The sequence below is a fragment of the Azospirillum sp. A23 genome (assembly GCF_042938965.1).
Taxonomy (GTDB): domain Bacteria; phylum Pseudomonadota; class Alphaproteobacteria; order Azospirillales; family Azospirillaceae; genus Azospirillum; species Azospirillum melinis.
Genome location: NZ_CP170663.1, coordinates 550,078 through 572,228, shown reverse-complemented (window position 1 = coordinate 572,228; position 22,151 = coordinate 550,078). Strand labels below are relative to the sequence as shown.

The window sequence follows — 22,151 nt, the reverse complement described above, 5'->3', positions numbered from 1 at the left end:
CTACTTCACGGCGCCGAAGGTCAGGCCGCGCACAAGCTGCTTCTGGCTGAACCAGCCGAGAACCAGGATCGGCGCGACCGCCATGGTCGAGGCGGCCGACAGTTTCGCGTAGAACAACCCTTCCGGGCTGGAGTAGCTGGCGATGAAGGCGGTCAGCGGCGCCGACTGCGAGGCGGACAGGTTCAGCGTCCAGAAAGCCTCGTTCCACGCCAGGATGATGTTCAGCAGCAGGGTGGAGGCGATGCCGGGCACCGCCATCGGCAGCAGCACGAACAGGATTTCGTCGCGCAGGCCGGCGCCGTCCATCCGGGACGCTTCCAGGATCTCGCCCGGAATTTCACGGAAGTAGGTGAACAGCATCCAGACGATGATCGGCAGGTTGATCAGCGTCAGCACGATGACCAGACCGATGCGGCTGTCGAGCAGCCCGAAGTCGCGGAACAGCAGATAGATCGGGATCAGCACGCCGACCGGCGGCAACATCTTGGTCGACAGCATCCACATCAGCACGTCGCGGGTGTGCTTGCCGGGGACGAAGGCCATCGACCAGGCGGCGGGGACGGCGACCAGCAGGCCGAGCAGCGTGGACCCCACCGAGATGACGACCGAGTTCCAGAAATGCAGGAAATAGTCGGAACGCTGCTGGACCTCGGTGTAGTTCTCCAGCGTCCAGTGGAAGGCGAGGAAGGTCGGCGGTGTCGCCACCGCCTCGGCCTCGGTCTTGAAGCTGGTGAGGGCGGTCCACAGGATCGGGAAGAAGATCACGATCCCGACGGTCCAGGCGATCAGGGTCACGACAAGCTTTTGGCGGTTGGTTGCGGCGCGCGCCATGGTCAGATGTCCAGGTTGCGGCCGATCATCCTCATCAGGAAGACGGCGACGATGTTGGCGAGGACGACGGCGACGATGCCGCCCGCGGAGCCGCCGCCGACATCGAACTGCAGCAGCGACTGGGCATAGACGAGATAGGTGATGTTGGTGGTGGCGGTGCCGGGGCCGCCGTTGGTCGTCACCAGGATCTCGGCGAAGACCGACAGCAGGAAGATGGTCTGGATCAGCGTCACCACCGTCATCGCACGCGCCAGATGGGGCAGGATGATGTGGATGAAGCGGTCGACCGCTCCGGCACCGTCCATCTCCGACGCCTCCAGCCTTTCACGGTCGAGCGACTGGAGTGCGGTCAGCAGGATCAGCGTGGCGAAGGGCAGCCACTGCCACGTCACGATCAGGATGATCGAGGACAACGGCGCCTCGGCCAGGAAATCGAAGGGCTGGAGGCCCAGACCCTTGGCGATGGCCGCGAACAGGCCGTTCACCGGGTTCATCAGCATGTTCTTCCACACCAGCGCCGAGACGGTGGGCATGACGAAGAAGGGCGCGATGACCAGAAGGCGGACGATGCCCCGCCCCCAGAAGGGCTGGTCGAGCAGCAGGGCCAGCCCGATCCCGCCGGCGATGGTCAGCACCAGCACCCCGCCGACGAGCGCCAGCGTGTTGCCGAGCGCGGCGAAGAAGGCCGGATCGGTGAGGAAATACTGGTAGTTCAGCGTGCCGATGAACTCCTCCGTCCCCGGCATCAGCAGATTGTAGCGCAGGAAGGAGAAGTAGAGCGTCATCACGAGCGGGATCAGCATCCAGCCGAGCAGCAGGATGACGGCCGGAGTCATCGTCAGGCGCGCGGCGGCACGCGAATGTGCGGTGGCCATGGCTCGACCCTTGGGTAACGGCGTTGTGGAGCGCGGCCTTCTGCCGCCGTCGTCCCGGCGAAGGCTGGGACGGCGGCGGACAGAGGTTCTGCCGTGATCGGACGGACAGAAGGTCAGGCGTGACCGCTTACTTGATGTAGCCGGCCTTGGTCATCTCGCGGGTGGCGAGAGTCTGGGCGGTCTGCAGGGCCTGATCGGCGGTCGTCTGGCCGGCGAGCGCGGCGGAGAAGGCCTGACCCACGGCGGTGCCGATGCCCTGGAACTCGGGGATGGCGACGAACTGCACGCCGGTATAGGGCACCTGCTGGACCGTCGGGTGCTGCGGATCGGCGGCCTGGATCGACTTCAGCGTCAGGTCGGCGAAGGGAGCGGCCTTGCGGTACTCGGGATTGGCGTAGAGCGAGCTGCGGGTGCCCGGCGGGACGTTGGCCCAGCCCTCTTCCTTGGCGACGAGGTCGAGATAGTCCTTGGAGGTCGCCCAGGAGATGAAGGCCTGCGCGGCGTCGCCCTTCTTGCTGCTGGCGGGAACCGCGAGGCTCCAGGCCCACAGCCAGTTGGACCGCTTGCCGAGGCCGGTGTCAGGAGCCAGGGCGTAGCCGACCTTGTCCGCCACCTTGCTCTGCGCCGGGTTGGAGACGAAGGAGGCGGCGACGGTGGCGTCGATCCACATCGCGCATTTGCCCGACTGGAACAGCGCCAGATTCTCGTTGAAGCCGTTGGAGGAGGCGCCCGGCGGGCCGGCGTCCTTCATCAGGCCGAGATAGGTCGTCAGCGTCTGTTTCCAGGCGTCGGTGTTGAACTGCGGCTTCCAGTTCATGTCGAACCAGCTGGCGCCGAAGGAGTTCGCCATGGCGCTGAGGAAGGCCATGTTCTCGCCCCAGCCGGCCTTGCCGCGCAGGCAGATGCCGTAGACCTCGGCCTTCTTGTCGGTCAGCTTGCGCGCCGCGTCGGAGACGAAGGCCCAGGTCGGCGCCTCCGGCATGGTCAGGCCGGCCTTCTCGAACAGGTCCTTGCGGTACATGACCATCGAGCTTTCGCCGTAGAAGGGCGCGGCGTAGAGCGTGCCGTCGGTGGTCAGGCCGCTGCGGATCGAGGGCAGCAGATCCTCGACGTCATAGTTGGCGCCGAGCTTGGTCAGCGGCATCAGCCACTTCTGCTTGGTCCAGATCGGAACCTCGTAAGTGCCGATGGTCAGGATGTCGTACTGGCCGCCCTTGGCGGCGATGTCGGTGGTGACGCGCTGGCGCAGCACATTCTCTTCTAGCGTCACCCAGTTCAGCGTGATGTCGGGATGCGCCTTGGTGAAATGCTCCGACAGCTTCTGCATGCGGATCATGTCGCCGTTGTTCACCGTGGCGATGGACAGCGTTTCCGCCTGGGCGGAGCTGCCGAGAAATGCGGCGACGGCCGCGCCGATCAAGGAAAGCGCACGCTTCATTCCTGTTTTCCTCCCCAAAATCCTGTCCGGCCGCGCCCTGGCTTTCGTCCCGCCGGCCTTTTGCGACTGGTCGCCCGACACCCGGATGCATTTGCGGCATTCGGTTTGTAGGGCACACCAACACTATGGCGCAGACGGTTCGGGGCTGCAATAGATAAATCACATTGATTTTGATATTCGGCAGCGTATGGCCCGGACTTTCTGCGGGGCAGGCGGGGAGGTGGCTCGGACAGTGGAGCCGACGGCAGTGCGGAGTTAAGGATTAAGCCGGATTTGCCGCCGGCCTTGCTCCTTTGGTGAGTCGCTTGCTACGGTGGCGAAGTTCCAAAGTTGATCGATCCAACAGCCATAACCGTGTCCGAGTCGGATTAAATAAATCACTTTGATTTTGTTATGATTGGTTGCTATACGGACTATTGTCGAATTCAAGGGCGGGGAGGCGGCGGAAGGATGCGGGGCGGCGATACCACCGGGCTGCGCGCCTACAACGAGCGGCTGGTCATGCATGCGCTGTTGCAGGCCGGCATGCTGTCCAAGGCGGAAATCGCGCGGGAGACCGGTCTCAGCGGTCAGGCGGCGTCGGTGATCGTCAACCGGCTGCTGGAGGACGGGCTGCTGGTCAAGCTGGACAAGGTGCGCGGGCAGGTCGGGCAGCCGTCCACCCCGATCGCGCCTAACCCGGACGGCGCCTATGCGCTGGGGGTGAAGATCGGCCGGCGCAGCGTCGAGGCCATCCTGATCAACCTGCTGGGGGAGGAGCTGGGGGCTAGCCGGGTGCGCTACGACGCGCCGCTGCCCGAGCCGACGATCTCCACCGCCATCGCCCAGGCGGCCGGGCTGCTGGCGCATCTGTCGCCGGCGCGGCGCGCGCGGGTGGTCGGGCTGGGGGTCGCCATGCCGGATGAAATCCACGCCTGGTCGGCGGAGCTGGGGCTGGCGCCGGGCGCGCTGGACGGCTGGCGCGATGCCGACATCGCCGGCGCCTTCGCGCGCGAGACCGGGCTGCCGGTGACGCTCTACAACGATGCCGCGGCGGCCTGCGCGGCCGAGATGATCGCCGGCCACGCCATCGTCAGCCGCAGCGCGCTCTACATCTATCTCGGCACCTTCATCGGCGGCGGGGTGGTGATCGACGGCCGGCTCTATCGCGGAGAGCAGGGCAATGCCGGGGCCATCGGCTCGATGCCGACCCGCCCGGCCGTGCCGGGCACGCCGCCGGGGCAACTGATCCATGCCGCCTCGATCTTCCTGCTGGAGCGCGAACTGGAGGCCGCCGGCATCGACCCGACGGCGGCGCTGTCGGCGGCGCTGGCCGACGGCAGCGGCGAGCGGGCGGACGCCATCTTCGATTCCTGGGCCGAAGCGGCGTGCGCGGAGCTGTCGCGCGCGGTCGTGTCGGCGCTCAGCGTCATCGACTTTCAGGAGGTGGTGGTCGACGGCTTCCTGCCGCCATCCTGGCGCGACCGCTTCACCCAGAGGCTGACGGCGGCGGTGGAGCGCTTCAACCGGTCGGGGCTGAAGTCCGCTCCGGTGATGGCGGGATCCATCGGCCCGATGGCCCGCGTGCTGGGGGCGGCGATGCTGCCGCTGAAGGCGCGCTTCTCGCCGGACACCGACCTGCTGGTCCGGTCGGGCATGGCGCGGGATTCTGGTCTGAAGGTTCGGATTTAGATCACGATGCCGGCCAGGGCGGGGCTCTGGTCGAGGGCGTCGGCGAGAACCTCCAGCATGCGGCGGCAGTCGGCGCGGGTCACCGGGGCGCCGAGACAGATGCGCAGGGCTTCCGGCACCGCGCCTGCGGTCAGGAAGGTGTCGCTGACCGCGGCGGCGATGCCGTGGCTGCGCAGATGGGCCGCGAACTCCCCACGGGTCCAGGCCGGAGGCAGGGTCAGCCACAGATGGAACCCCTCGGGGTGTGCGGTCTGCGTGGCGGGCGGAAGCAGGTCGCGGGCGATGCGCTGGCGGGCCGACGCCTCGGCACGGATGGCGGTCAGCAGCGCATCGGCGGTGCCATCGGCGATCCATTGGGTGGCGACCGCGGCCGGGACCGGCGGCGTGCCGAGGATGGTGGCGCGCTGGGCGGCGGCCAGCCGCATGGCCTGACGGGCATCGGGGGCGGCGACATAGGTGACGCGCAGGCCGGGGGCTACGCATTTGGCGAGGCCGACGACGTGGAAGGTCACGTCGGGCGCCAATGCTGCGATGGGCGGCGGGGCGTCCTGCGGCAGCACGCCGTAGATGTCGTCCTCGATGATCGGGAAGCCGTGCTCGCGGGCGATGGCCGCGATGGCGGCGCGGCGGTCGGCCGGAAGGGTCGCCGTCGTCGGGTTGTGCAGGGTGGGGGTGCAGTAAAGCGCCTTGGGGGAATGGGCTCGCACCGCGGCGCGCAGGGCGTCGGGGTCGAGGCCGTCCCTGTCCATCGCCACCCCGACCACCCGCAGGCCGAGCTGCCGGGCGATGGCCTTGAAGCCGGGATAGGTCAGCTCCTCCGTACAGACGGTATCGCCGGGGCTGGTCAGCATGCACAGCAGTGCCAGGAGGGCGCTCTGCGTGCCGGGGCAGACGACGATGCGGCTGTGATCGCCGAGCGGGGACGCGTCCAGATCGGGCAGGCGCTTGGCGAGCCAGCGGGCTCCGGCGGCACAATCCTCCTCCCCGGCGCGGAAGCCGGCGCCGGCTTCCGGATAGCGCAGCAGCGTTTGCGGGTCGAGCCGCAGCATCGCCTGCGACAGGCTGTGGCGCACCCGGTCCAGCAGCTCCGGCGCGTCGGGCAGCGGCGGCTGGTTCATGGTCATGTCGATGACCGCGGGCGGGGCGGCGGCCTCGCGGCGGGGCCGGGCGGTCTCGGGCAGCGGGCGGTCCGGCGCAACGTCCTGCGCGCTGACGAAGGTGCCCTGGCCGACGCGGGCGTCGAGCAGGCCGCGGCGGCGGGCCTCGCTGTAGGCGCGGCTGACCGTGGTCAGGTCCACGCCCAGCCGGTCGGCGAGCAGGCGTTGCGGCGGCAGCCGTTGCCCGGCCGCCAGCCGGCCGGCGGCGATGTCGTCGGCCAGGGCATGGGCGATGGCGAGATAGACCGGCTTGGCGCGGTTGGTCAGGTCGGGCTGCCAGACGGCGGTGTCCGACGGGTCGGCCGGGCCGGTGTGTTCCGGGGTGTCGGATTGCATGGATGTCCTGGCCGTTCCCTTGCCTGATTGCGGCGGCACCGTCGGCATCATATGCGCGTTCCGATCATGGTGCTGCAAGCGTCCAGTGCCCCTCTCCCCGACGGGAGAGGGGCAGTCCTCCGGGGGGAGGGTCACGGTGCCAGGAAGACGCTGTCGTGCCGGGCCGGCTGGCCGGCGCCGCTGTCGGGCGTCAGGACGACGGTCACCGGGGTGGAGGAGTCCGGCAGGGCGGAATGCGGCACGCGGACCTGGATGCGGTAGGTTTCCACCGCGTTGGCGCGGGCCGACAGCGACAGCTCGCCGGTCTCGGTGCCGTCGCCGGACAGGCTGAGGCTCGCCTGCGGAAGGCCGGACAGGCTGAGGCGGTAGTGGCGGTCCATCAGCGACATGTTGGCGATCTTGATGGTGTAGGCGTTCTGGATGCGGCCATCGGTGAGCGTGACGAACAGCGGCGCCCGGTCGCGCAGGACGGAGACGTCGTTGCTGGACTTCATCGCCAGCGCGATCGCCATCACCCCGCCGACCACGACCAGCATCAGGCCATAGACGATGGTGCGCGGCCGGATCAGCCGGTAGCGGGCCGGCGTGGTGCCGGCCGCCTTGGCCGCCTGCGCCGTCAGGGTGTCGAAGCGGATCAGGTCGCCGGGCCGGCCGATGCGCGCCATCACGTCGTTGCAGGCGTCGACGCACAGGCCGCAGCCGATGCATTCCATCTGGATGCCGTCGCGGATGTCGATGCCGGTCGGGCAGACATGGACGCACTGGCCGCAATCGATGCAGTCGCCGAACCCCTTGTGGGTGCGGGTGTCCCAGCCCTCGCTCTTACGCAGGGGCGCACGCCCTTCGCCGCGCCAGTCCTGATAGGTGACGACCTGGCTTTCCTCGTCCAGCATGGCGGCCTGGATGCGCGGCCAGGGGCAGACGTAGAAGCACATCTGTTCGCGCATGAAGCCGGCCATGGCATAGGTGCAGGCTGCGATGAACAGGACGGAGCCGGCGGCGAGCGCCGGGGCGTCGAAGCGCAGCAGATCGGTCGCCAGGGACGGCGCGTCGGTCAGGTAGGCGATGCCGATGAAGCCGGTGACAAGGGAGATCGCCAGCCATCCCGCGTGCTTGACCGTCTTCTTCGCCAGCCAGCCGGCGGTCCAGGGATGCTTGTCCAGCCGGATGCGGTCGCCGCGGTCGCCTTCCACCCGCCGCTCGACCCAGACGAACAGGTCGGTCCACACCGTCTGCGGGCAGGTGAAGCCGCACCAGACCCGGCCGCCCAGCGCCGTCGCCAGGAACAGGCCGATGGACGCGATGATCATCACGCCGGTGATGTAATAGACATGCTGCGGCCAAAGCTGCAGGGCGAAGATGTAGAAGCGCTGGCTGCCCAGATCGAACAGCACCGCCTGATCGGGCAGCCCCGGCCCGCGGTCCCAGCGCAGCCAGGGCAGGATGGCGAACAGCGCCAGCAGGACCACGCCCAGCCATGTCTTCAGCCGCCGGTACCGCCCGCGCACCGCCTTGGGATGGATCTTGCGGTGGGAGGCGTAGGCCGATGGCGGGTCCGGAGTTTCCGCCGCATGGTCGGGGCGGCGGGTGATGATGGGCGCATCGCTGGGCATGGATCACCTGGCACGAAGAAGCCGTCCGGGCGCCCGTCCATGCTCTATGGCGTATGGAGAAGCGGCCATCCGGCGATGGCGTTTGTATGGATCATTTGTACGGATGCGGCAAGGTGATTGTAGGGTGAAATCGGCCCTTCAAGTCCTCGTGCGGCGGTGTGTCGCATTTTTGTATGGATATATTTTCGAGGGATCCATGCATTCGGATGATTTGCCGGACTGCTTCCGGATTGCAGGCATGCCAGCTTTCCGCCGGCCGCCATTGCCGGACGGGACCACCGGCGCACATTCTCATCGACCGGAGACGACCATGTGGCAGGCCCCCCGTGAGCGGAAAGCAGAGCGACAGGACAGCGAAAATGGACAGCGGGAACCCGTGCGTCGGCCTCTGCCGCTTCGGCGGCGACGGCAACTGCCTGGGCTGCCACCGCACCAGGGCGGAGGTGAAGGGGTGGAAGCGGCTGAGCGATGCTGCCAAGGCGGCGATCAATGCCAGAATCTGGGCCAACTCCCGGCGTGGCATCGAAGCCGGATCGGCCGAGGAAAAGGCGCCGCGCAAGCGGCTGCGCAAGCTCGACAGAAAGATCGGCAAGCTTGAGGCGAAACTCGCCCTATTGCGGGAGGAGCGCGGCCAGCTGTCCGGCAGCCAAGGTCAGACGCCCGAAAGCTCTAGGTAGGGTTCGGCCGTTCCGCCTAGCGGGAAGCCACGCTCAAGACTGCTATAAAGCTCGTTCGTGCAGACACTGAACAGAGCAACCAAGCGTCGATGCCATGGCGAGCCCTCCGTCTTGAAAGCCGGTGCGAGAGAACCGGGGGAGCCGGTGGTCCCGCCCGCAGGCTGGGCGCCCTCCTGACGCTGTCTCTGGTTCTGACACCGCATGCGGCGCCGGCCCAGACGGTCGAGGATTTGTCGACCCTGTCCATCGAGGAACTGGGGACGATCAAGGTCACCTCCATTTCCAAGCGGCCGGAGCCGCTGAGCGACGCGGCCGCGGCGGTCTATGTCATCACGGCGGAGGACATCCGGCGGTCCGGCGCCACCAGCCTGCCCGAAGCGCTGCGGCTGGCGCCGAATCTGGAGGTGGCCCGGCTGAACACCGCCGGCTACACCGTCAGCGCGCGAGGCTTCAACTCGCCGGAAGCCGCCAACAAGCTTCAGGTGATGGTCGACGGCCGCAGCGTCTATTCGCCGGTCGCCTCCACCGTTTTCTGGGAAGCGATCAACGTCCCGCTGTCGGAGATCGAGCGGATCGAGGTGGTTAGCGGCCCCGGCGGCACGCTGTGGGGCGCCAATGCGGTCAACGGTGTCGTCAACGTTATCACCCGGCCCGCCGCGGACAGCCAGGGCGGCTTTGCCGAAATAGGCGCCGGCTCCGGCGAGCGGAACGGCACCCTGCGCTATGGCGTCAAGGCCGCGGATGGCGGACTGGCGTTGCGCGGCTATCTGACCGGCTTCGACCGGCGCAGCAGCTTCGCAGCGGTGCCGGGCGACGTGACCACCGACGCCTTCGACGGCTCGCAGGCCGGCTTCCGGCTGGATGGCACCGCGGCGGGCGGCGCGGCCTCCTACACCCTGCAAGGCGATCTCTTCCACAACCATACGGAGTGGCTCGACACCTCGCTGCATGGCGGGAACCTGCTCGGGCGTTGGACGCACAGGCTGGGCGGCGGGTCGTCGGTGCAGGTGCAGGCCTATTACGACCAGCAGAACCGCGATTATGCGGTCGCGACCGACCGGTTGGAGACCTTCGACGTTCAGGCCCAGCACAATGTGGCGCTGGGCAGCCGGCACCAGCTGGTCTGGGGGGCGCAATACCGCGTGTGGCAGTCGGCCTTCCGCTCGCGGGTGTCCCTTGGTTTCCCGGAGGACGACGCGACGATCTCGCTGGGAAGCCTGTTTGCCCAGGACGAGGTGACGCTGGCGCCGAAGCTGAAGCTGACGGTCGGGATGAAAGCGGAATACAACAGCTATTCCGGTTTCGACATCCTGCCCAACCTGCGGCTCGCCTGGCGGCTGTCGGACGACCACATGCTGTGGACGGCGGTCAGCCGGTCGGTGCGCACGCCGTCGCGCGTCGATCGCGAACTGTCGGGGGCCGGAATCCTGGCGCCCTCGCCCGATTTCCAGTCGGAGCGGCTGGTGGCCTATGAGGTCGGCTATCGCGGCCGGCCCGTGGCGAACAGCCGGGTGGCGCTGTCGGCCTTCTACAATGTCTATGACGACCTGCGCACCACCAGCCTGACCGACGGCGGCCTGCCGATCATGCTGCGCAACGATATGGAGGGAAACACCTACGGTATCGAAGGCTGGGGCAGCTATGGCTTGACCAGTTGGTGGACCCTGCATGCCGGAGGCAACTGGCTGCACAAGAACCTGCGGCTGAAGCCGGGGGCGACCGACCTGTCCCGCTTCCAGGCCGCCGGCCAGGATCCGACCTATCAAGTTCAATTGCGCTCGCAGATGAACCTGACGCCGGAGGTGGAGTTCGACGCCACCCTGCGCCGGGTCGGCCGGGTCGCGGTGTCGAACGTCCCGGCCTATACCGAGGCCGACCTGCATCTGGGCTGGCATGTTACCCCGGCGCTGGAACTGTCGCTGTTCGGCCAGAATCTGCTGCATGCCCGGCATCTGGAGGCCTACGATCCGTCCAACACCACGCCGCGCGCCATCGGACGGAGCGTCTATGCGCGCATGCGGGTGGGGTTTTGAGCATGGAGGAGCGGCCCATCCGCTGGTGCAATCCTCTGGCGCTGAGCCTGCTGCTGGTGCTGGCAGGCGCGCCGGTGTCGATTGCATCGGCAGAGCCGCTGGAGGTGGCGGTGAAGGCGACCTTCCTCTACAAATTCATCGCCTTCGTCGCTTGGCCGCCGGGCGTCTTCGCCACGGCGGACAGCCCGTTCCGCCTCTGCGTGGAAGGGCCGGACCCGTTCGGCGACTTGCTGGACCGGGCTGTCGCCGGACAGAATGCCGGCGGCCGGCCCATCGAACTGATGCGCCGGCCGCAGTTCGAAAAAGGGTCGGGCTGCCATCTGCTGTATGGGACAATGGCGATGGACCGGCTGCGCGGCGAGCCTGTTCTGACTGTCAGCGATGCCGATGCGCCGGGCGGATCGGCCGCCGGCGCGGTTATCACCTTTGTGTTGCAGGAGGACCGGGTCCGTTTCGTCATCGATGCGGCGGCGGCCCAGGGCAACCGGCTGGCGATCAGCTCCAAGCTGATGAGTCTGTCGGTGCGGCCATGAGGAAGCAGGAGAGCGGAACGTGACCGATCTGGCCGGATTCTGGCGGCACACGCCGCGCCTGACCGCGCTGGCGGTGGTTGTCCTGCTGGTGGCCGGCGGGCTGATGGCGCTGGCCAGTGAAAATGCCTATCGCGACGAGCGGACGGGCGACGTGGAGGTGCAGACGCGGATCCTGGCGGCGACCGTCACCGCGGCGTTGAGCTTCAACGACCGGACCTCCGCCAGCGAGTATCTGGCGGCGCTGTCCGCCAGCCCGGAGTTCGAGGCGGCCGGCGTCTATGACGGCAGCGGGGCGCTGTTCGCCAGCTACACCGCCGGCGGGATGACGCCGATGCAGCAAACCGCCGAGCCGCCGGGGCATCATTTCGACGGCGACCATCTGACGGTGACCGTCATGGTTGTGCAGGACGGCCGCGCCATCGGCAGCGTGTCGCTGCGCACGCAGATGGAACCCTTCGCCCGCCGGGCCGAACGCTATGTCGGCATGGCGCTGCTGCTGGCGATGACATTGCTGATCGTGCTGGTGCTTGGCGCGGCGCAGGCGGCGCTGGCGCGGGCGAACCATGATCTGGCGGAACGGGCGCGCGACCTGTCCGCCGCCAACAGGGCGCTGAACGCCGAGATCGCCGAGCGCGAGAGGGTCGAGGCCGCCCTGCGCCAGAGCCAGAAGATGGAGGCGATGGGCCAGTTGACCGGCGGCATCGCCCATGATTTCAACAATCTGCTCCAGGCGCTGGCCGGCTGCCTTCAACTGGTCGGGCGGCGGGCGAAGGAGCCGTCGATCCAGCCGCTGCTGGAAACCGGGCAGCAGGCCATCGACCGCGGCGCCAAGCTGGTGCAGCAGCTGATGGCCTTCGCCCGCCGCCAGACGCTGCGGCCGGAGCCGATGGATGTCCGCGACCGGCTGCTGGGCATGGCCGACCTGCTGACCCGCGCCATCCGCGCCGACATCACGCTGGAGACGCAGGTGGAGCCGGGGTTGTGGCCGGTGGAAGTCGATCCGACCCAGTTCGAGCTGGCGATCCTGAACCTCGCCGTCAATGCGCGCGATGCCATGCCCGAAGGCGGGCGGCTGCGCGTCACCGCCCGCAACCGGCCGGCGGACGGAGCGAGCGGCGATCTGGTGCAGGTGACGGTCAGCGATACCGGCACCGGGATGGAGGCGGAGGTGAAGGCCCGCGTCTTCGAACCCTTCTTCACCACCAAGGAAGTCGGCAAGGGCTCCGGCCTCGGGCTGGCGCAGGTGTATGGATTCACCCGCCAGTCGTCGGGCCGGGTGGAGATCGACAGCGCGCCCGGCCAGGGTACCGCCGTCTCGCTGTTCCTGCCGCGGACGGTCAAGCCGGTGGCGGCGCCGGCGAAGGAGCGGGCGCTGGACACCGCGCGCGGGGCCGGCCGGCGCCTGCTGCTGGTGGAGGACGACCCCATCGTCGGCAGCATGGTGGCGGCAGCACTCGACGAGATGGGCTATGCCGTTCTGCGCGCCGGCAATGCGGAGGAGGCGCTGGGGCTTCTGAACGACCCGGCCCTGCGGATCGACATCCTGTTCAGCGACGTGGTGATGCCGGGGGCGATGAACGGCATCGATCTGGCCCACACCGCCCGGCGTTTGCGCCCCGGCCTGCCGGTGGTGCTGACCACCGGCTACAGCGAGGACATCGCCCGGATCGATGGGGTGCGGGTGCTGCCGAAGCCCTACCGGGTCGGGGAGCTTGCGGAACTGCTGGAAGCGGCGCTGGGGGCGGGCGTCAGGGTTCGCTGAGGAAAGACCGGATCGCCTCCACCACCTCCGCCTCGCATTCGCGGTGAGGGACGTGGCCGGTATCGGGCAGGAGGCGGACGCTTCCGCGACCGGCGGCGATGCGGGCCGGGTGCTCGGCCGATCCGTATTCGTCGCGGTCGCCATGCAGGGCCAGAACCGGGCAGCGGACATCGGCCAGGGCGGCGTCCAGGGTCCAGTCGGCGAAGGCGGGGGACAGCCAGCTTTCGGTCCAGGCATCGACCGTCCAGCGCGCCTTGTCGCCCTGGTATCTCGCCAGACGGGCCAGCTGGGCCGGATCCTGGAAGCCCTGCTTCGCCTCGCGGATGCCGTCCAGCGTGCGCTCCTCGACGAAAGCCTGCGCTGCGATGGTCACCAGCGCGCGGCAGCGGGAGGGGAAGCGCGCCGCCGTCTCCACCGCCATGCCGCCGCCGACGCTGTGACCGCAGACGACGAAATCGCCGATGCCGAAACTGTCGAGCAGGAGGGGGACGGCGTCCCGTGCCTCCGCGGCGACGAAATCGCGGGGCAGGCTGCCAGGGTGGGGATCGGAGCGGCCGAAGCCCAGCCGGTCATAGGCGATCACCCGCCTTGCGGTCGCGGCGGCAAGGCGGGTCGGGAAGCTACGCCAGAGATCGACGCAGCCGAGCGAATCGTGGAACAGCAGGATCGGCGGCAGACCGCCGGCCGCGGCGGGCGTCCAGTCCTTCACGTAGAGGCGGCCGAAGCCGGCGCCGGTGGGAGTGGGTATCAAGCGGTCCTGGTCGCTGACGGCGGTGGTCATGGTGTCCGGTTGATGGTGCGGTGGGGGCCGGACGGCAGGATAGCATGGATGTTGCGCGTCAGGCCCGCGCCCGGAGATAGGGAGTCATGCGCCATTCCGCGTGGCGGATCAGGCGGGTGGCGACGAAGTTGATCAGCAGGTAGAGGATGCCGGCGACGATGAAGATCTCGAAGACCGCGAAGGTCTGGGCGATCATCCGCCGCGCGACGCCGGTGATCTCCATCATCGTGATGGTGCTGGCGAGCGAGCTGGCCTTCACCATCAAAATCACCTCGTTGCCGTAGGCCGGCAGCATCTGGCGGATCGCCACCGGCAGGACGATGCGGCGGAACAGCCGCACCCGCGACATGCCGCAGGCCCGCGCGGCTTCCACCTGACCCTGCGGCACCGTCTCGATGGCGCCGCGCAGGATCTCGGAGGTGTAGGCCCCGGTGTTGAGCGCCAGCGCCAGGATGGCGCACCACATCGGCTGGCTGAGGACGGGCCAGAGGAAACTGTCGCGGATGAGGTCGATCTGGCTGAGGCCGTAATAGATCAGGAAGATCTGCACCAGCAGCGGCGTGCCGCGGAAAATGAAGGTGTAGGCCGCAGTCAGCGCCACCGCCACCCGGTTGCCGGACAGGCGCAGGAGCGCGGTGGCGAAGGCCAGTACCGCCCCGAAGGCGAGCGCCAGCACCACCAGCTGCAAGGTCAGGGGCAGGGCCGCCAGCAGGCGCGGCAGGCTGTCCCACATCAAGGTCCAGTTCATCGTCAGGCCCTCCGCACGCCGCGGCTGGCATAGCGCTCGGCCTGCTGGAACGCCGTCGTCGAGACGGTGGTCAGCGCGAGGTACAGCAGTGCGGCGACGCTGTAGAACAGGAAGGATTGCCGGGTGGAGCCGGCGGCGGTGTGGGCGACGCGCATGATCTCGGCCAGGGCGGTGACGGAGATGAGCGCGGTATCCTTCAGCGTCAGCTGCCAGACATTGCCCAGGCCGGGCAGGGCGAAGCGCAGGGTCTGCGGCACCAGAACCCGGCGCAGGATGCGCCAGCGCCCCATGCCGCAGGCCCGCGCCGCCTCGATCTGGCCGTAGGGCACCGATTTGACGGCGCCGCGGATGACCTCGGTCGAATAGGCGCCGGAGATCAGGCCGACGGCGGCGACGCCGATGGAAAAGGCGTTCAGCTCGATGAGGCCGCCGTAGCCGAAGATTCCGGCCACCGCCATGATCATGCCCGAACCGCCGAAGAACAGCAGGTAGATCACCAGCAGTTCGGGCACGCCGCGCACGGCGGTGGTGTAAAGCTCCGCCAGACCCCTCAACACCAGGCTGTCGCTGAGCTTGGCGGCGGCGCCGGCGGCCCCGAAGGCGAGACCCAGCAGGAAGGACGACAGCGCGACCGCGACGGTCATCGCCGTCCCGGACAGGAGCTGCGGCCCCCAGCCGTGCAGCCCGGAGGTGAGCCCGGAGTCGAGGAGATCCAGCATCGGGATCACCGCACCGAAACGTCGTAGCCGAAATGCTTCTGGCTCAAGGTCGCGATGGTGCCGTCCTTGTTGGCATCGGCGATGGCCTTGTCGAGGCGGCTCTTCAGCTCCGTATCGGCCTTGCGCAGGCCGGCGCCCATGCCCTCACCCAGCACGCCGCGCGTCATCGCCGGGCCGAACAGCGTCATCTTGTCGTTGCCCGCGGCGCGCATCAGCGCCTCGACCGGCGAACGGTCGCCGAAGATCGCATCGACGCGGCCGGCGGCCAGATCGATGGCGGCGTTGTCGATCTTGTCGTAATTGCGCACGGTCACGTCCGGCAGGTATTTCTCCAGGAAATCGACCTGGATGGTCGAGGTCTGGACGCCCACCGTCTTGCCCTTCAGCAGCTCCGCCAGCTTGGCGACCGCCGGCTTGGCAGCCGCCTCGTCGGCGAGGTCGACACGCTCGGCGCCCACGGTGGCACCGGCCAGCTTGGAGGATTTCAGGGTGGCGAAGGTGGATTGCTCGGTGCCGTAGGGGCCGGCGAAGGCGATGACCTTCTTGCGCTCGTCGGTAATGGTCATGCCGGCCATGATGGCGTCGATCTTGCCCTGCTGCAGCGACGGGATCATGCCGTCCCAATCCATGGCGACCAGCTCGCAGTCGGCCTCAATGCGCTTGCACAGGTCCCAGGCGAGGTCGATCTCGAAGCCGACCAGTTTGCCCGACGAATCCATGCCGTTCCACGGCGCGAAGGCGCCTTCGGACGCGATGCGGATCTTCTTTGCATCCTTCGACATCGCCGGAACGGCGCTGCCGGCGGCCAGGGCGCCCAGCACCAGGGCCAAAAGGATCTTCTTCATTGGTTGGTATCCTGTGTTCGTTTGTCCGCTCGGGTCCGGCTGTTGCGATCCGTGCCGGCCGCGGAACGGCGGACTTTGGCACAGGCGTCCGTCGGCCGTCATCGTCGCGAAAGCCGGGAAGCCTGCGCTTGTGTGGCGCACCCCCTCCTTTATTCAGGCGGCGGAGAGGTGGCGGGAGAGGAACTGGCGCACGCGGTCGGATTCGGGATTGGTCAGCACCCTGTCGGGCGCCCCTTCCTCCTCGATCCGGCCCTGATGGAGGAAGACGACCTTGGAGGAAACCTCGCGGGCGAAGTCCATCTCGTGCGTCACCAGGATCATGGTGCGGCCCTCGTCCGCCAGCTGGCGGATGACGCGCAGCACCTCGCCGACCAGTTCGGGGTCGAGCGCCGAGGTCGGTTCGTCGAACAGCATCACCTTGGGCTGCATGGCAAGGGCGCGGGCGATGGCGGCGCGCTGCTGCTGGCCGCCCGACAGCTGGATCGGATAGCAATCGGCCTTGCCCAGGATGCCGACCTTGTCCAGCAGGCTGCGCGCGAGGTCGATGGCCTCGGCCTTCGGCACGCCCAGCACATGGACCGGCGCCTCGATCACGTTCTCCAGAATGGTCATGTGGCTCCAGAGGTTGAAGTTCTGGAACACCATGCCGAGACTGGTGCGGATGCGGTCGACCTGACGGGAATTGGCCGGCAGGGTCCGCCCGCGCGCTGTCTTCATCGCGATGGTCTCGCCGCAGATGGTGACGCGCCCTTCGTCGGGGACTTCCAGCATGTTGATGCAGCGCAACAACGTGCTCTTGCCCGAACCCGAGGAGCCGATCAGCGTGATGACGTCGCCTTCGCGGGCGGTCAGCGACACGCCCTTCAGCACCTCCAGCTTTCCGAACCGCTTGTGCAGGCCGTCCGCCTGGACGGCGACCGTGGCGGTGGGGTTGGAGGGAGGGTGGCGGTGAGCCGGGCCGTTCCGGCCGACGCTGGCGATAGGATCGGTGGCGATGCGATGCTGGTCCATGCGGCGTCCCGGTTTCGTTGGGTAGACGGAGCATCAGCGAAGCAGACGGCGGCCGGAAGATGAAAAAGTGACAGGAGAATCGGCCGAACTTGCCAGAATGGAAGCTTGGACTGCGCGGATTGGCAAGTTGCGGGTGGCCTACAGCCGGGCGCGGGTGCTGCGCGGGGTGTTCAGCAGCAGGTTGGTTTCGCTGGTGGTGATGCCGGGGATGAGCCGGATGCGGCGCAGCACCCCATCGAATTCCGGCAGGCTGCCGGCCGACAGCTCGACGATCAGGTCCCAGCGTCCGTTGGTGCTGTGGATCTCCATGATCTCGGGGAAGCCGCTGAGCGTGCGGACGACCCGGTCGGTGGCCTGCCCCTCGACTTCGATCAGCATGATGCCGCGCACCGGCGCCTCCACCGTGTCGGCGCGCAGGATCACGGTATAGCCGGTGATGATGCCGGAGCTTTCCAGCCGCTCCATCCGCGAGCGCACCGTCGCCCGCGAGACGCCGAGTTCGATGGCGAGGTCGGAAATGCTTCGGCGGCCGTCATGGCGCAGCAGGGTGATGAGCTTCTCATCGAGCTGGTCGAGGGTCATGATTGAGGCACTCCGACAATCTGGCAAGCTTGGCTGTTCAGTTTGGTAGGCAGATTGGCGACATTTGTCAAATTGCCCTGTCCGTTCCGCCGGACGCCTGTGGTTTGCTGGTGAGAGGAACAGGCAAGAGACCAAACAATGTCCTACCACAAGACCAAAACGAAGCAGTGCCGGCTGGTCGGCGTGCCGGTGCAGGATGGGGCGGGCCGGCTTGGCTGCGAAATGGGACCCAGCGCCTACCGCACCGCCGGCATCGCCAAGGCGTTGTCGGACCTGGGCCACAGCGTGACCGACCTGGGCAACGTGGCGCCGCTGCCGCAGCGGCCGTTGGCGCATGGCAACGCCGCGCTGAAATTCCTGCCGGAAGTGGCCGGTTGGACCGCGGCGCTGACCCAGGTGGCGTACGAGGCGAGCGCCGGGCAGGATGCCATGCCGATCTTCCTGGGCGGCGACCACAGCCTTGCCGCCGGCACCCTGACCGGACTGGCGCAGCGCGCCGCCGAGATGCGGCGCCCGCTGTTCGTGCTTTGGCTCGACGCCCATCCGGATTTCCACACGCTGGAGACGACGGAGAGCGGCAATCTGCATGGCGTGCCGATGGCCTACGCCACCGGGCTGGCCGGCTTCGATGGCTATTTCCCGCCGCCGCCCGCCCGGCTCGACCCGCACAATGTTTGCATGATGGGCATCCGCAGCGTCGATCCGGCCGAACGGCGGGCGCTGGAGACCTCGGGCATCACCATCCACGACATGCGCAAGATCGATGAGCACGGCATCGTCGCCCTGCTGCGCCCGTTCCTGGAGCGGGTGGTGGAGGCGGACGGGCTGCTGCATGTCAGCCTCGACGTGGATTTCCTCGATCCCGGCATCGCGCCCGGCGTCGGCACCACGGTTCCCGGCGGCGCCACCTTCCGCGAAGCCCATCTGATCATGGAGATGCTGCACGACACCGGTCTGGTCAGCAGCGTCGATCTGGTCGAGCTGAACCCCTTCCTGGACGAGCGCGGCCGCACCGCGACCCTGATGGTGGAACTGCTGGCGAGCCTGATGGGGCGCCGCGTCCTCGATTACCCCACCCGCAGCTTCTGAGCGAATGGAGCGTTTGACCATGATCCCGAACCTGAACCTCGTTCCCTTCGTCAGCGTCGACCACATGATGAAGCTGGTGCTGCACATCGGCGTGGAACGCTTCCTGACCGAGCTGTCGGCCTGTGTGGAGGAGGATTTCCGCCGCTGGGAGAGCTTCGACAAGACGCCGCGGGTAGCCTCGCACAGTGCGGAGGGCGTGATCGAGCTGATGCCGACCAGCGACGGCCGGACCTATGGCTTCAAGTACGTCAACGGCCATCCGAAGAACACGCGGGAGGGGCGGCAGACCGTCACCGCTTTCGGCGTGCTGGCCGATGTCGGCAACGGCTATCCGGTGCTGATGACGGAGATGACCATCCTGACGGCGCTGCGCACCGCCGCGACCTCCGCCGTCGCGGCCAAGCATCTGGCGCCGAAGGATGCCGCCTGCATGGCGATCATCGGCAACGGGGCGCAGGCGGAATTCCAGGCGCTGGCCTTCAAGGCGCTGCTGGGCATCGGCAAGCTGCGGCTTTACGACATCGACCCGGCGGCGACGCAGAAATGTGTGCGCAACCTGCGCGACCAGGGCTTCGAGATCACCGCCTGCAAATCGACCGAGGAGGCGATGGAGGGGGCGCAGATCATCACCACCGTCACCGCCGACAAGCAGTATGCCACCATCCTGACCGACAACATGGTCGGGGCCGGGGTGCACATCAACGCGGTCGGCGGCGACTGCCCCGGCAAGACGGAACTGCACCGCGACATCCTGCTGCGGTCGGACATCTTCGTCGAATATCCGCCGCAGACGCGGATCGAGGGCGAAATCCAGCAGCTCGCTCCCGACCATCCGGTGACGGAGCTGTGGACGGTGATGACCGGGCAGGCGGTGGGGCGGCGCGACGCGCGGCAGATCACGCTGTTCGACTCGGTCGGCTTCGCGACGGAGGATTTCTCCGCCCTGCGCTATGTCCGCGACAAGGTGGCGGGAACGGGGCTCTACGAGAATCTGGACATGCTTGCCGATCCCGACGAGCCGCGCGATCTGTTCGGCATGATCCTGCGCGCGGCGAAGCCGGCCCCGGTGGGCGAGGCGGCTTGAGGGGGGATTCCCGTCACCCGTCGAGGTCTCCCTCTCCCCCGCTCACGCGCAAACGAAGTTTGCGCTGACGCGACAGGCGGATCGAAAATCCGCCGAAAGCGGGGAGAGGGTCGGGGTGAGGGGGATGCACAGGGTGGATTTTGTGGGGAGCGGGAGGTGCGCGATGCTTGAAGATCCCCGCCGCGCGACCCCCTCACCCTAACCCTCTCCCCGGGAGGGAGAGGGGATCCTCCCGAGGGGGGAGAGGCGCTTTACCCCGCAGCCTCCCCCTCCGCAAGCGCCTGCTCCGCGCTCAGCTCCTCAAGGTCCAGTTCCGCTTCCAGCCGGTGCAGCACCGTGTCGTGGATGCGGCCGCCGCGGTGCAGGCCGAGGATCTCGGTGCGGGCGGCGCGGTTGGCGGCCAGGACGGCGGCGAAATGCTCGCGCCGGTCCTCCGTCAGCATGCCTTCGCTCTCGTGGAAGCGTTCGGCCATCGTCGCCCGGTGGCCGTACTGTTCGAGCAGGCGCGGGTGGCGCTGCCGGCCGTCGGCCGTGTCCGACCGCTCGCGCACCGCGTCCAGCGCCGCGCGGGCCATGCGGATGCGGGCTTCGGATTCAGACAGGGTCGGGCGGCGCTCCAGCGTGAAACCGCCCAGCCGCATCCTGCGGATCAGCGGGGCGAGCGTGGTCGCCTGTCCCAGGATCGACACCAGAATCACCGCCCAGGTGGTCGCAAGGATGATGTCGCGGCCGGGAAACTCCACCGGCACCGACAGGGCGACGGCAAGGCTGACCACGCCGCGGATCGCCGCCCAGCCCATGATCACCGGCACCGCCACCGACGGGTAGGGGTCGCGCCGCCGCAGGCTCGGGAACAGGAAGCGGGGGAGGTAGGTCGAGGGGAAGAGCCAGGCGAAGCGCGACAGGATCATCGCCAGGGTGACGGCGACGATCATCGGCAACAGGTCGGTCAGGCCGGTGCCGGCGGCCTCCAGCCGGCCCAGCACGCCGCGCAGCGACAGGCCGATGATGATGAAGACCATCGATTCCATGAGGAACACCGCCACCGCCCACACGGCGTTGGCATGGGTACGCAGCTGTGCCGTGAACAGGTCGTGTTGGCGCCGGCCCATCACCAGACCGCAGCCGACGGTGGCGAGCACGCCCGACACCTCCAGCGCCTCTCCGCCCAGATAGCTGCCCCAGGCGGCGAGGAAGCCGCCGACGATGCTGAGCGGCACGTCGCGCAGGCGCCCCAGCAGCAGTGCCGCGATGTGGCCGAAGACCACGCCGGCCGCGACACCGCCGATGGCGAGCCACAGAAACTCAAGCGAGGCATGGCCGGCCTCGAAGGTGCCGGTCATCCCTGCGGCGATGGCGATGCGGAACAGCACCAGCCCGGTGGCGTCGTTCACCAGGCTTTCGCCCTCCAGCAGGGTGACGATGCGTGGCGGCAGCGGCAAACCCTTCAGCGCCGCCTTGGCGGCCACGGCGTCGGGCGGCGACAGGATGGCGCCGAGGGTGAAGCAGGCGGCCCAGGGCAGCGACGGCATCACCAGATGAGCAGCCACCCCGACCGCCAGCGTGGTGAAGGCGACCGCCCCGACGGCCAATTGCAGGATGATGCGCAGGTTGGCGCGGAAGTCGCTCCACACCGTGAAATAGGCGCTGGCGAACAGCAGCGGCGGCAGGAACAGCAGCAGGGTCAGGTCGGGATCGGGTGTGATCTCCGGCAGGCCGGGAATCAGGGCGAGCGCTATGCCGCCCAACACCAGCACGGCCGAGGGCGGCATGCGCAGCCGCTTGGCCGCAAGTTCCAGCACGATGATCGCCGCCATCAGGCCGAGGACGAGTTCGAACTGACCGGATGGCGACATGCTGGGGTCCGCTGTTCTGTTGTCGTGGAGGGCGATGAGGGCGGGGCGCTTTCCTTCGCTTACCGGTTTATGCCCAAGCGGCGGCGCATCCGCGAGACGATCGCGGCAAGCGCGAAGCCGCCGACCAGCCCGATATGCTCGAAGAAGGCGTTGGTCGCCATGAAGCGCTCCTGACCGGCCATCGTCCAGAAATCATTGGCGATCAGGGCGGCGAGAACGGTGAAGACGCCGAGCGCGCCGGCACCGAGCCACAGCGCACGGTCCAGCAGGATCAGCAGCGGACCGACCAGCTCGACCAGGATGGTCAGGGCCGCCCACAGGGCGGGTGGGGTAAGGCCGAAATGTGTCTGCTCGGCGACGGCGCCCGGCCAGTCGGTGAGCTTGACCAAACCGCCGAGGAGGTAGGCGCCGACCAGAGCCAGCCGGGCCAGCAGCCATGTGCCGTCCCAGTCGAGGATGCGGTCGACGATGCGTTCCGCCGGGCGTTCGAAGGAGCGGAGGGTCATGGCG

At 68.2% G+C, this 22,151-nt stretch carries 20 protein-coding genes; 7 read left to right on the top strand and 13 right to left on the bottom strand.

Going from position 1 to position 22,151, the window contains the following annotated elements; all coding sequences use genetic code 11:
• The 3 genes from ABNQ40_RS02355 to ABNQ40_RS02345 form a co-directional block, all read right to left on the bottom strand.
• Positions 1 to 831, bottom strand: coding sequence for a carbohydrate ABC transporter permease (locus ABNQ40_RS02355; protein ID WP_109051177.1), 831 nt, complete (start codon positions 829 to 831; stop codon positions 1 to 3).
• A 2-nt stretch (positions 832 to 833) separates the two neighbouring features.
• Entirely contained in the window at positions 834 to 1,706 is an 873-nt protein-coding gene (locus ABNQ40_RS02350) for a carbohydrate ABC transporter permease (protein WP_109051178.1), read from the bottom strand.
• 127 nt (positions 1,707 to 1,833) lie between these two features.
• On the bottom strand, positions 1,834 to 3,144 hold the full coding sequence (locus tag ABNQ40_RS02345) for a sugar ABC transporter substrate-binding protein (RefSeq protein ID WP_109051179.1): 1,311 nt from the start codon (positions 3,142 to 3,144) through the stop codon (positions 1,834 to 1,836).
• A gap of 450 nt (positions 3,145 to 3,594) precedes the next feature.
• Here ABNQ40_RS02345 and ABNQ40_RS02340 point away from each other — a divergent pair, with 450 nt between their 5' ends.
• A complete protein-coding gene (locus ABNQ40_RS02340; protein ID WP_391345442.1) occupies positions 3,595 to 4,815 on the top strand; it encodes an ROK family transcriptional regulator in 1,221 nt (406 codons plus the stop codon).
• On the opposite strand, the gene ABNQ40_RS02335 is transcribed toward ABNQ40_RS02340, so the two are convergent.
• Together ABNQ40_RS02335 and ccoG are read right to left on the bottom strand one after the other, a co-directional pair.
• Positions 4,812 to 6,308, bottom strand: coding sequence for a PLP-dependent aminotransferase family protein (locus ABNQ40_RS02335; RefSeq protein WP_109051181.1), 1,497 nt, complete (start codon positions 6,306 to 6,308; stop codon positions 4,812 to 4,814). The genes ABNQ40_RS02340 and ABNQ40_RS02335 overlap by 4 nt on opposite strands.
• A gap of 131 nt (positions 6,309 to 6,439) precedes the next feature.
• Positions 6,440 to 7,921 carry a cytochrome c oxidase accessory protein CcoG gene (ccoG, locus tag ABNQ40_RS02330; protein ID WP_109051182.1) on the bottom strand — a complete coding sequence of 494 codons (1,482 nt, stop codon included), beginning with the start codon at positions 7,919 to 7,921 and terminating at the stop codon, positions 6,440 to 6,442.
• 359 nt (positions 7,922 to 8,280) lie between these two features.
• Between ccoG and ABNQ40_RS02325 the strand changes: the two genes are divergently transcribed.
• The 4 genes from ABNQ40_RS02325 (at position 8,281) to ABNQ40_RS02310 (ending at position 12,926) form a co-directional block, all read left to right on the top strand.
• A complete protein-coding gene (locus ABNQ40_RS02325; protein WP_109051183.1) occupies positions 8,281 to 8,598 on the top strand; it encodes a DUF1289 domain-containing protein in 318 nt (105 codons plus the stop codon).
• An 89-nt stretch (positions 8,599 to 8,687) separates the two neighbouring features.
• Positions 8,688 to 10,631 carry a TonB-dependent siderophore receptor gene (locus ABNQ40_RS02320; RefSeq protein WP_109051184.1) on the top strand — a complete coding sequence of 648 codons (1,944 nt, stop codon included), beginning with the start codon at positions 8,688 to 8,690 and terminating at the stop codon, positions 10,629 to 10,631.
• 2 nt (positions 10,632 to 10,633) lie between these two features.
• Positions 10,634 to 11,164: a YfiR family protein gene (locus ABNQ40_RS02315; RefSeq protein WP_109051185.1), complete on the top strand. Its 531-nt coding sequence runs from the start codon at positions 10,634 to 10,636 to the stop codon at positions 11,162 to 11,164.
• Between the two features lie 19 nt (positions 11,165 to 11,183).
• The gene (locus ABNQ40_RS02310; protein ID WP_247879956.1) at positions 11,184 to 12,926 is read left to right on the top strand and encodes an ATP-binding protein; all 1,743 of its coding nucleotides are present in this window, start codon (positions 11,184 to 11,186) and stop codon (positions 12,924 to 12,926) included.
• On the opposite strand, the gene ABNQ40_RS02305 is transcribed toward ABNQ40_RS02310, so the two are convergent.
• The 6 genes from ABNQ40_RS02305 to ABNQ40_RS02280 form a co-directional block, all read right to left on the bottom strand.
• Positions 12,913 to 13,707 (bottom strand): alpha/beta fold hydrolase, encoded by a 795-nt coding sequence (locus tag ABNQ40_RS02305; protein WP_109051186.1) that lies wholly within the window; start codon positions 13,705 to 13,707, stop codon positions 12,913 to 12,915. The genes ABNQ40_RS02310 and ABNQ40_RS02305 overlap by 14 nt on opposite strands.
• 58 nt (positions 13,708 to 13,765) lie before the next feature.
• Positions 13,766 to 14,455, bottom strand: coding sequence for an ABC transporter permease (locus tag ABNQ40_RS02300; RefSeq protein WP_391345437.1), 690 nt, complete (start codon positions 14,453 to 14,455; stop codon positions 13,766 to 13,768).
• 2 nt (positions 14,456 to 14,457) lie between these two features.
• Positions 14,458 to 15,174, bottom strand: coding sequence for an ABC transporter permease (locus ABNQ40_RS02295; protein WP_109490760.1), 717 nt, complete (start codon positions 15,172 to 15,174; stop codon positions 14,458 to 14,460).
• Between the two features lie 5 nt (positions 15,175 to 15,179).
• Positions 15,180 to 16,019 (bottom strand): transporter substrate-binding domain-containing protein, encoded by an 840-nt coding sequence (locus ABNQ40_RS02290; RefSeq protein WP_109048353.1) that lies wholly within the window; start codon positions 16,017 to 16,019, stop codon positions 15,180 to 15,182.
• A 153-nt stretch (positions 16,020 to 16,172) separates the two neighbouring features.
• The gene (locus tag ABNQ40_RS02285; protein ID WP_109048354.1) at positions 16,173 to 17,030 is read right to left on the bottom strand and encodes an ABC transporter ATP-binding protein; all 858 of its coding nucleotides are present in this window, start codon (positions 17,028 to 17,030) and stop codon (positions 16,173 to 16,175) included.
• A 138-nt stretch (positions 17,031 to 17,168) separates the two neighbouring features.
• A complete protein-coding gene (locus ABNQ40_RS02280; RefSeq protein ID WP_098736358.1) occupies positions 17,169 to 17,612 on the bottom strand; it encodes an Lrp/AsnC family transcriptional regulator in 444 nt (147 codons plus the stop codon).
• Positions 17,613 to 17,750: 138 nt separating this feature from the next.
• On the opposite strand from ABNQ40_RS02280, the gene rocF reads away from it, so the two are divergent.
• Both rocF and ABNQ40_RS02270 read left to right on the top strand, forming a co-directional pair.
• The gene (gene rocF, locus ABNQ40_RS02275) at positions 17,751 to 18,701 is read left to right on the top strand and encodes an arginase (RefSeq protein WP_109048355.1); all 951 of its coding nucleotides are present in this window, start codon (positions 17,751 to 17,753) and stop codon (positions 18,699 to 18,701) included.
• Between the two features lie 19 nt (positions 18,702 to 18,720).
• Positions 18,721 to 19,785 carry an ornithine cyclodeaminase gene (locus tag ABNQ40_RS02270; RefSeq protein WP_109490761.1) on the top strand — a complete coding sequence of 355 codons (1,065 nt, stop codon included), beginning with the start codon at positions 18,721 to 18,723 and terminating at the stop codon, positions 19,783 to 19,785.
• A gap of 251 nt (positions 19,786 to 20,036) precedes the next feature.
• On the opposite strand, the gene ABNQ40_RS02265 is transcribed toward ABNQ40_RS02270, so the two are convergent.
• Both ABNQ40_RS02265 and ABNQ40_RS02260 read right to left on the bottom strand, forming a co-directional pair.
• Positions 20,037 to 21,641, bottom strand: coding sequence for a Na+/H+ antiporter (locus ABNQ40_RS02265; protein WP_109048736.1), 1,605 nt, complete (start codon positions 21,639 to 21,641; stop codon positions 20,037 to 20,039).
• A 59-nt stretch (positions 21,642 to 21,700) separates the two neighbouring features.
• Positions 21,701 to 22,147: a DoxX family protein gene (locus ABNQ40_RS02260; RefSeq protein ID WP_109048737.1), complete on the bottom strand. Its 447-nt coding sequence runs from the start codon at positions 22,145 to 22,147 to the stop codon at positions 21,701 to 21,703.
• Positions 22,148 to 22,151: the final 4 nt, after the last annotated feature.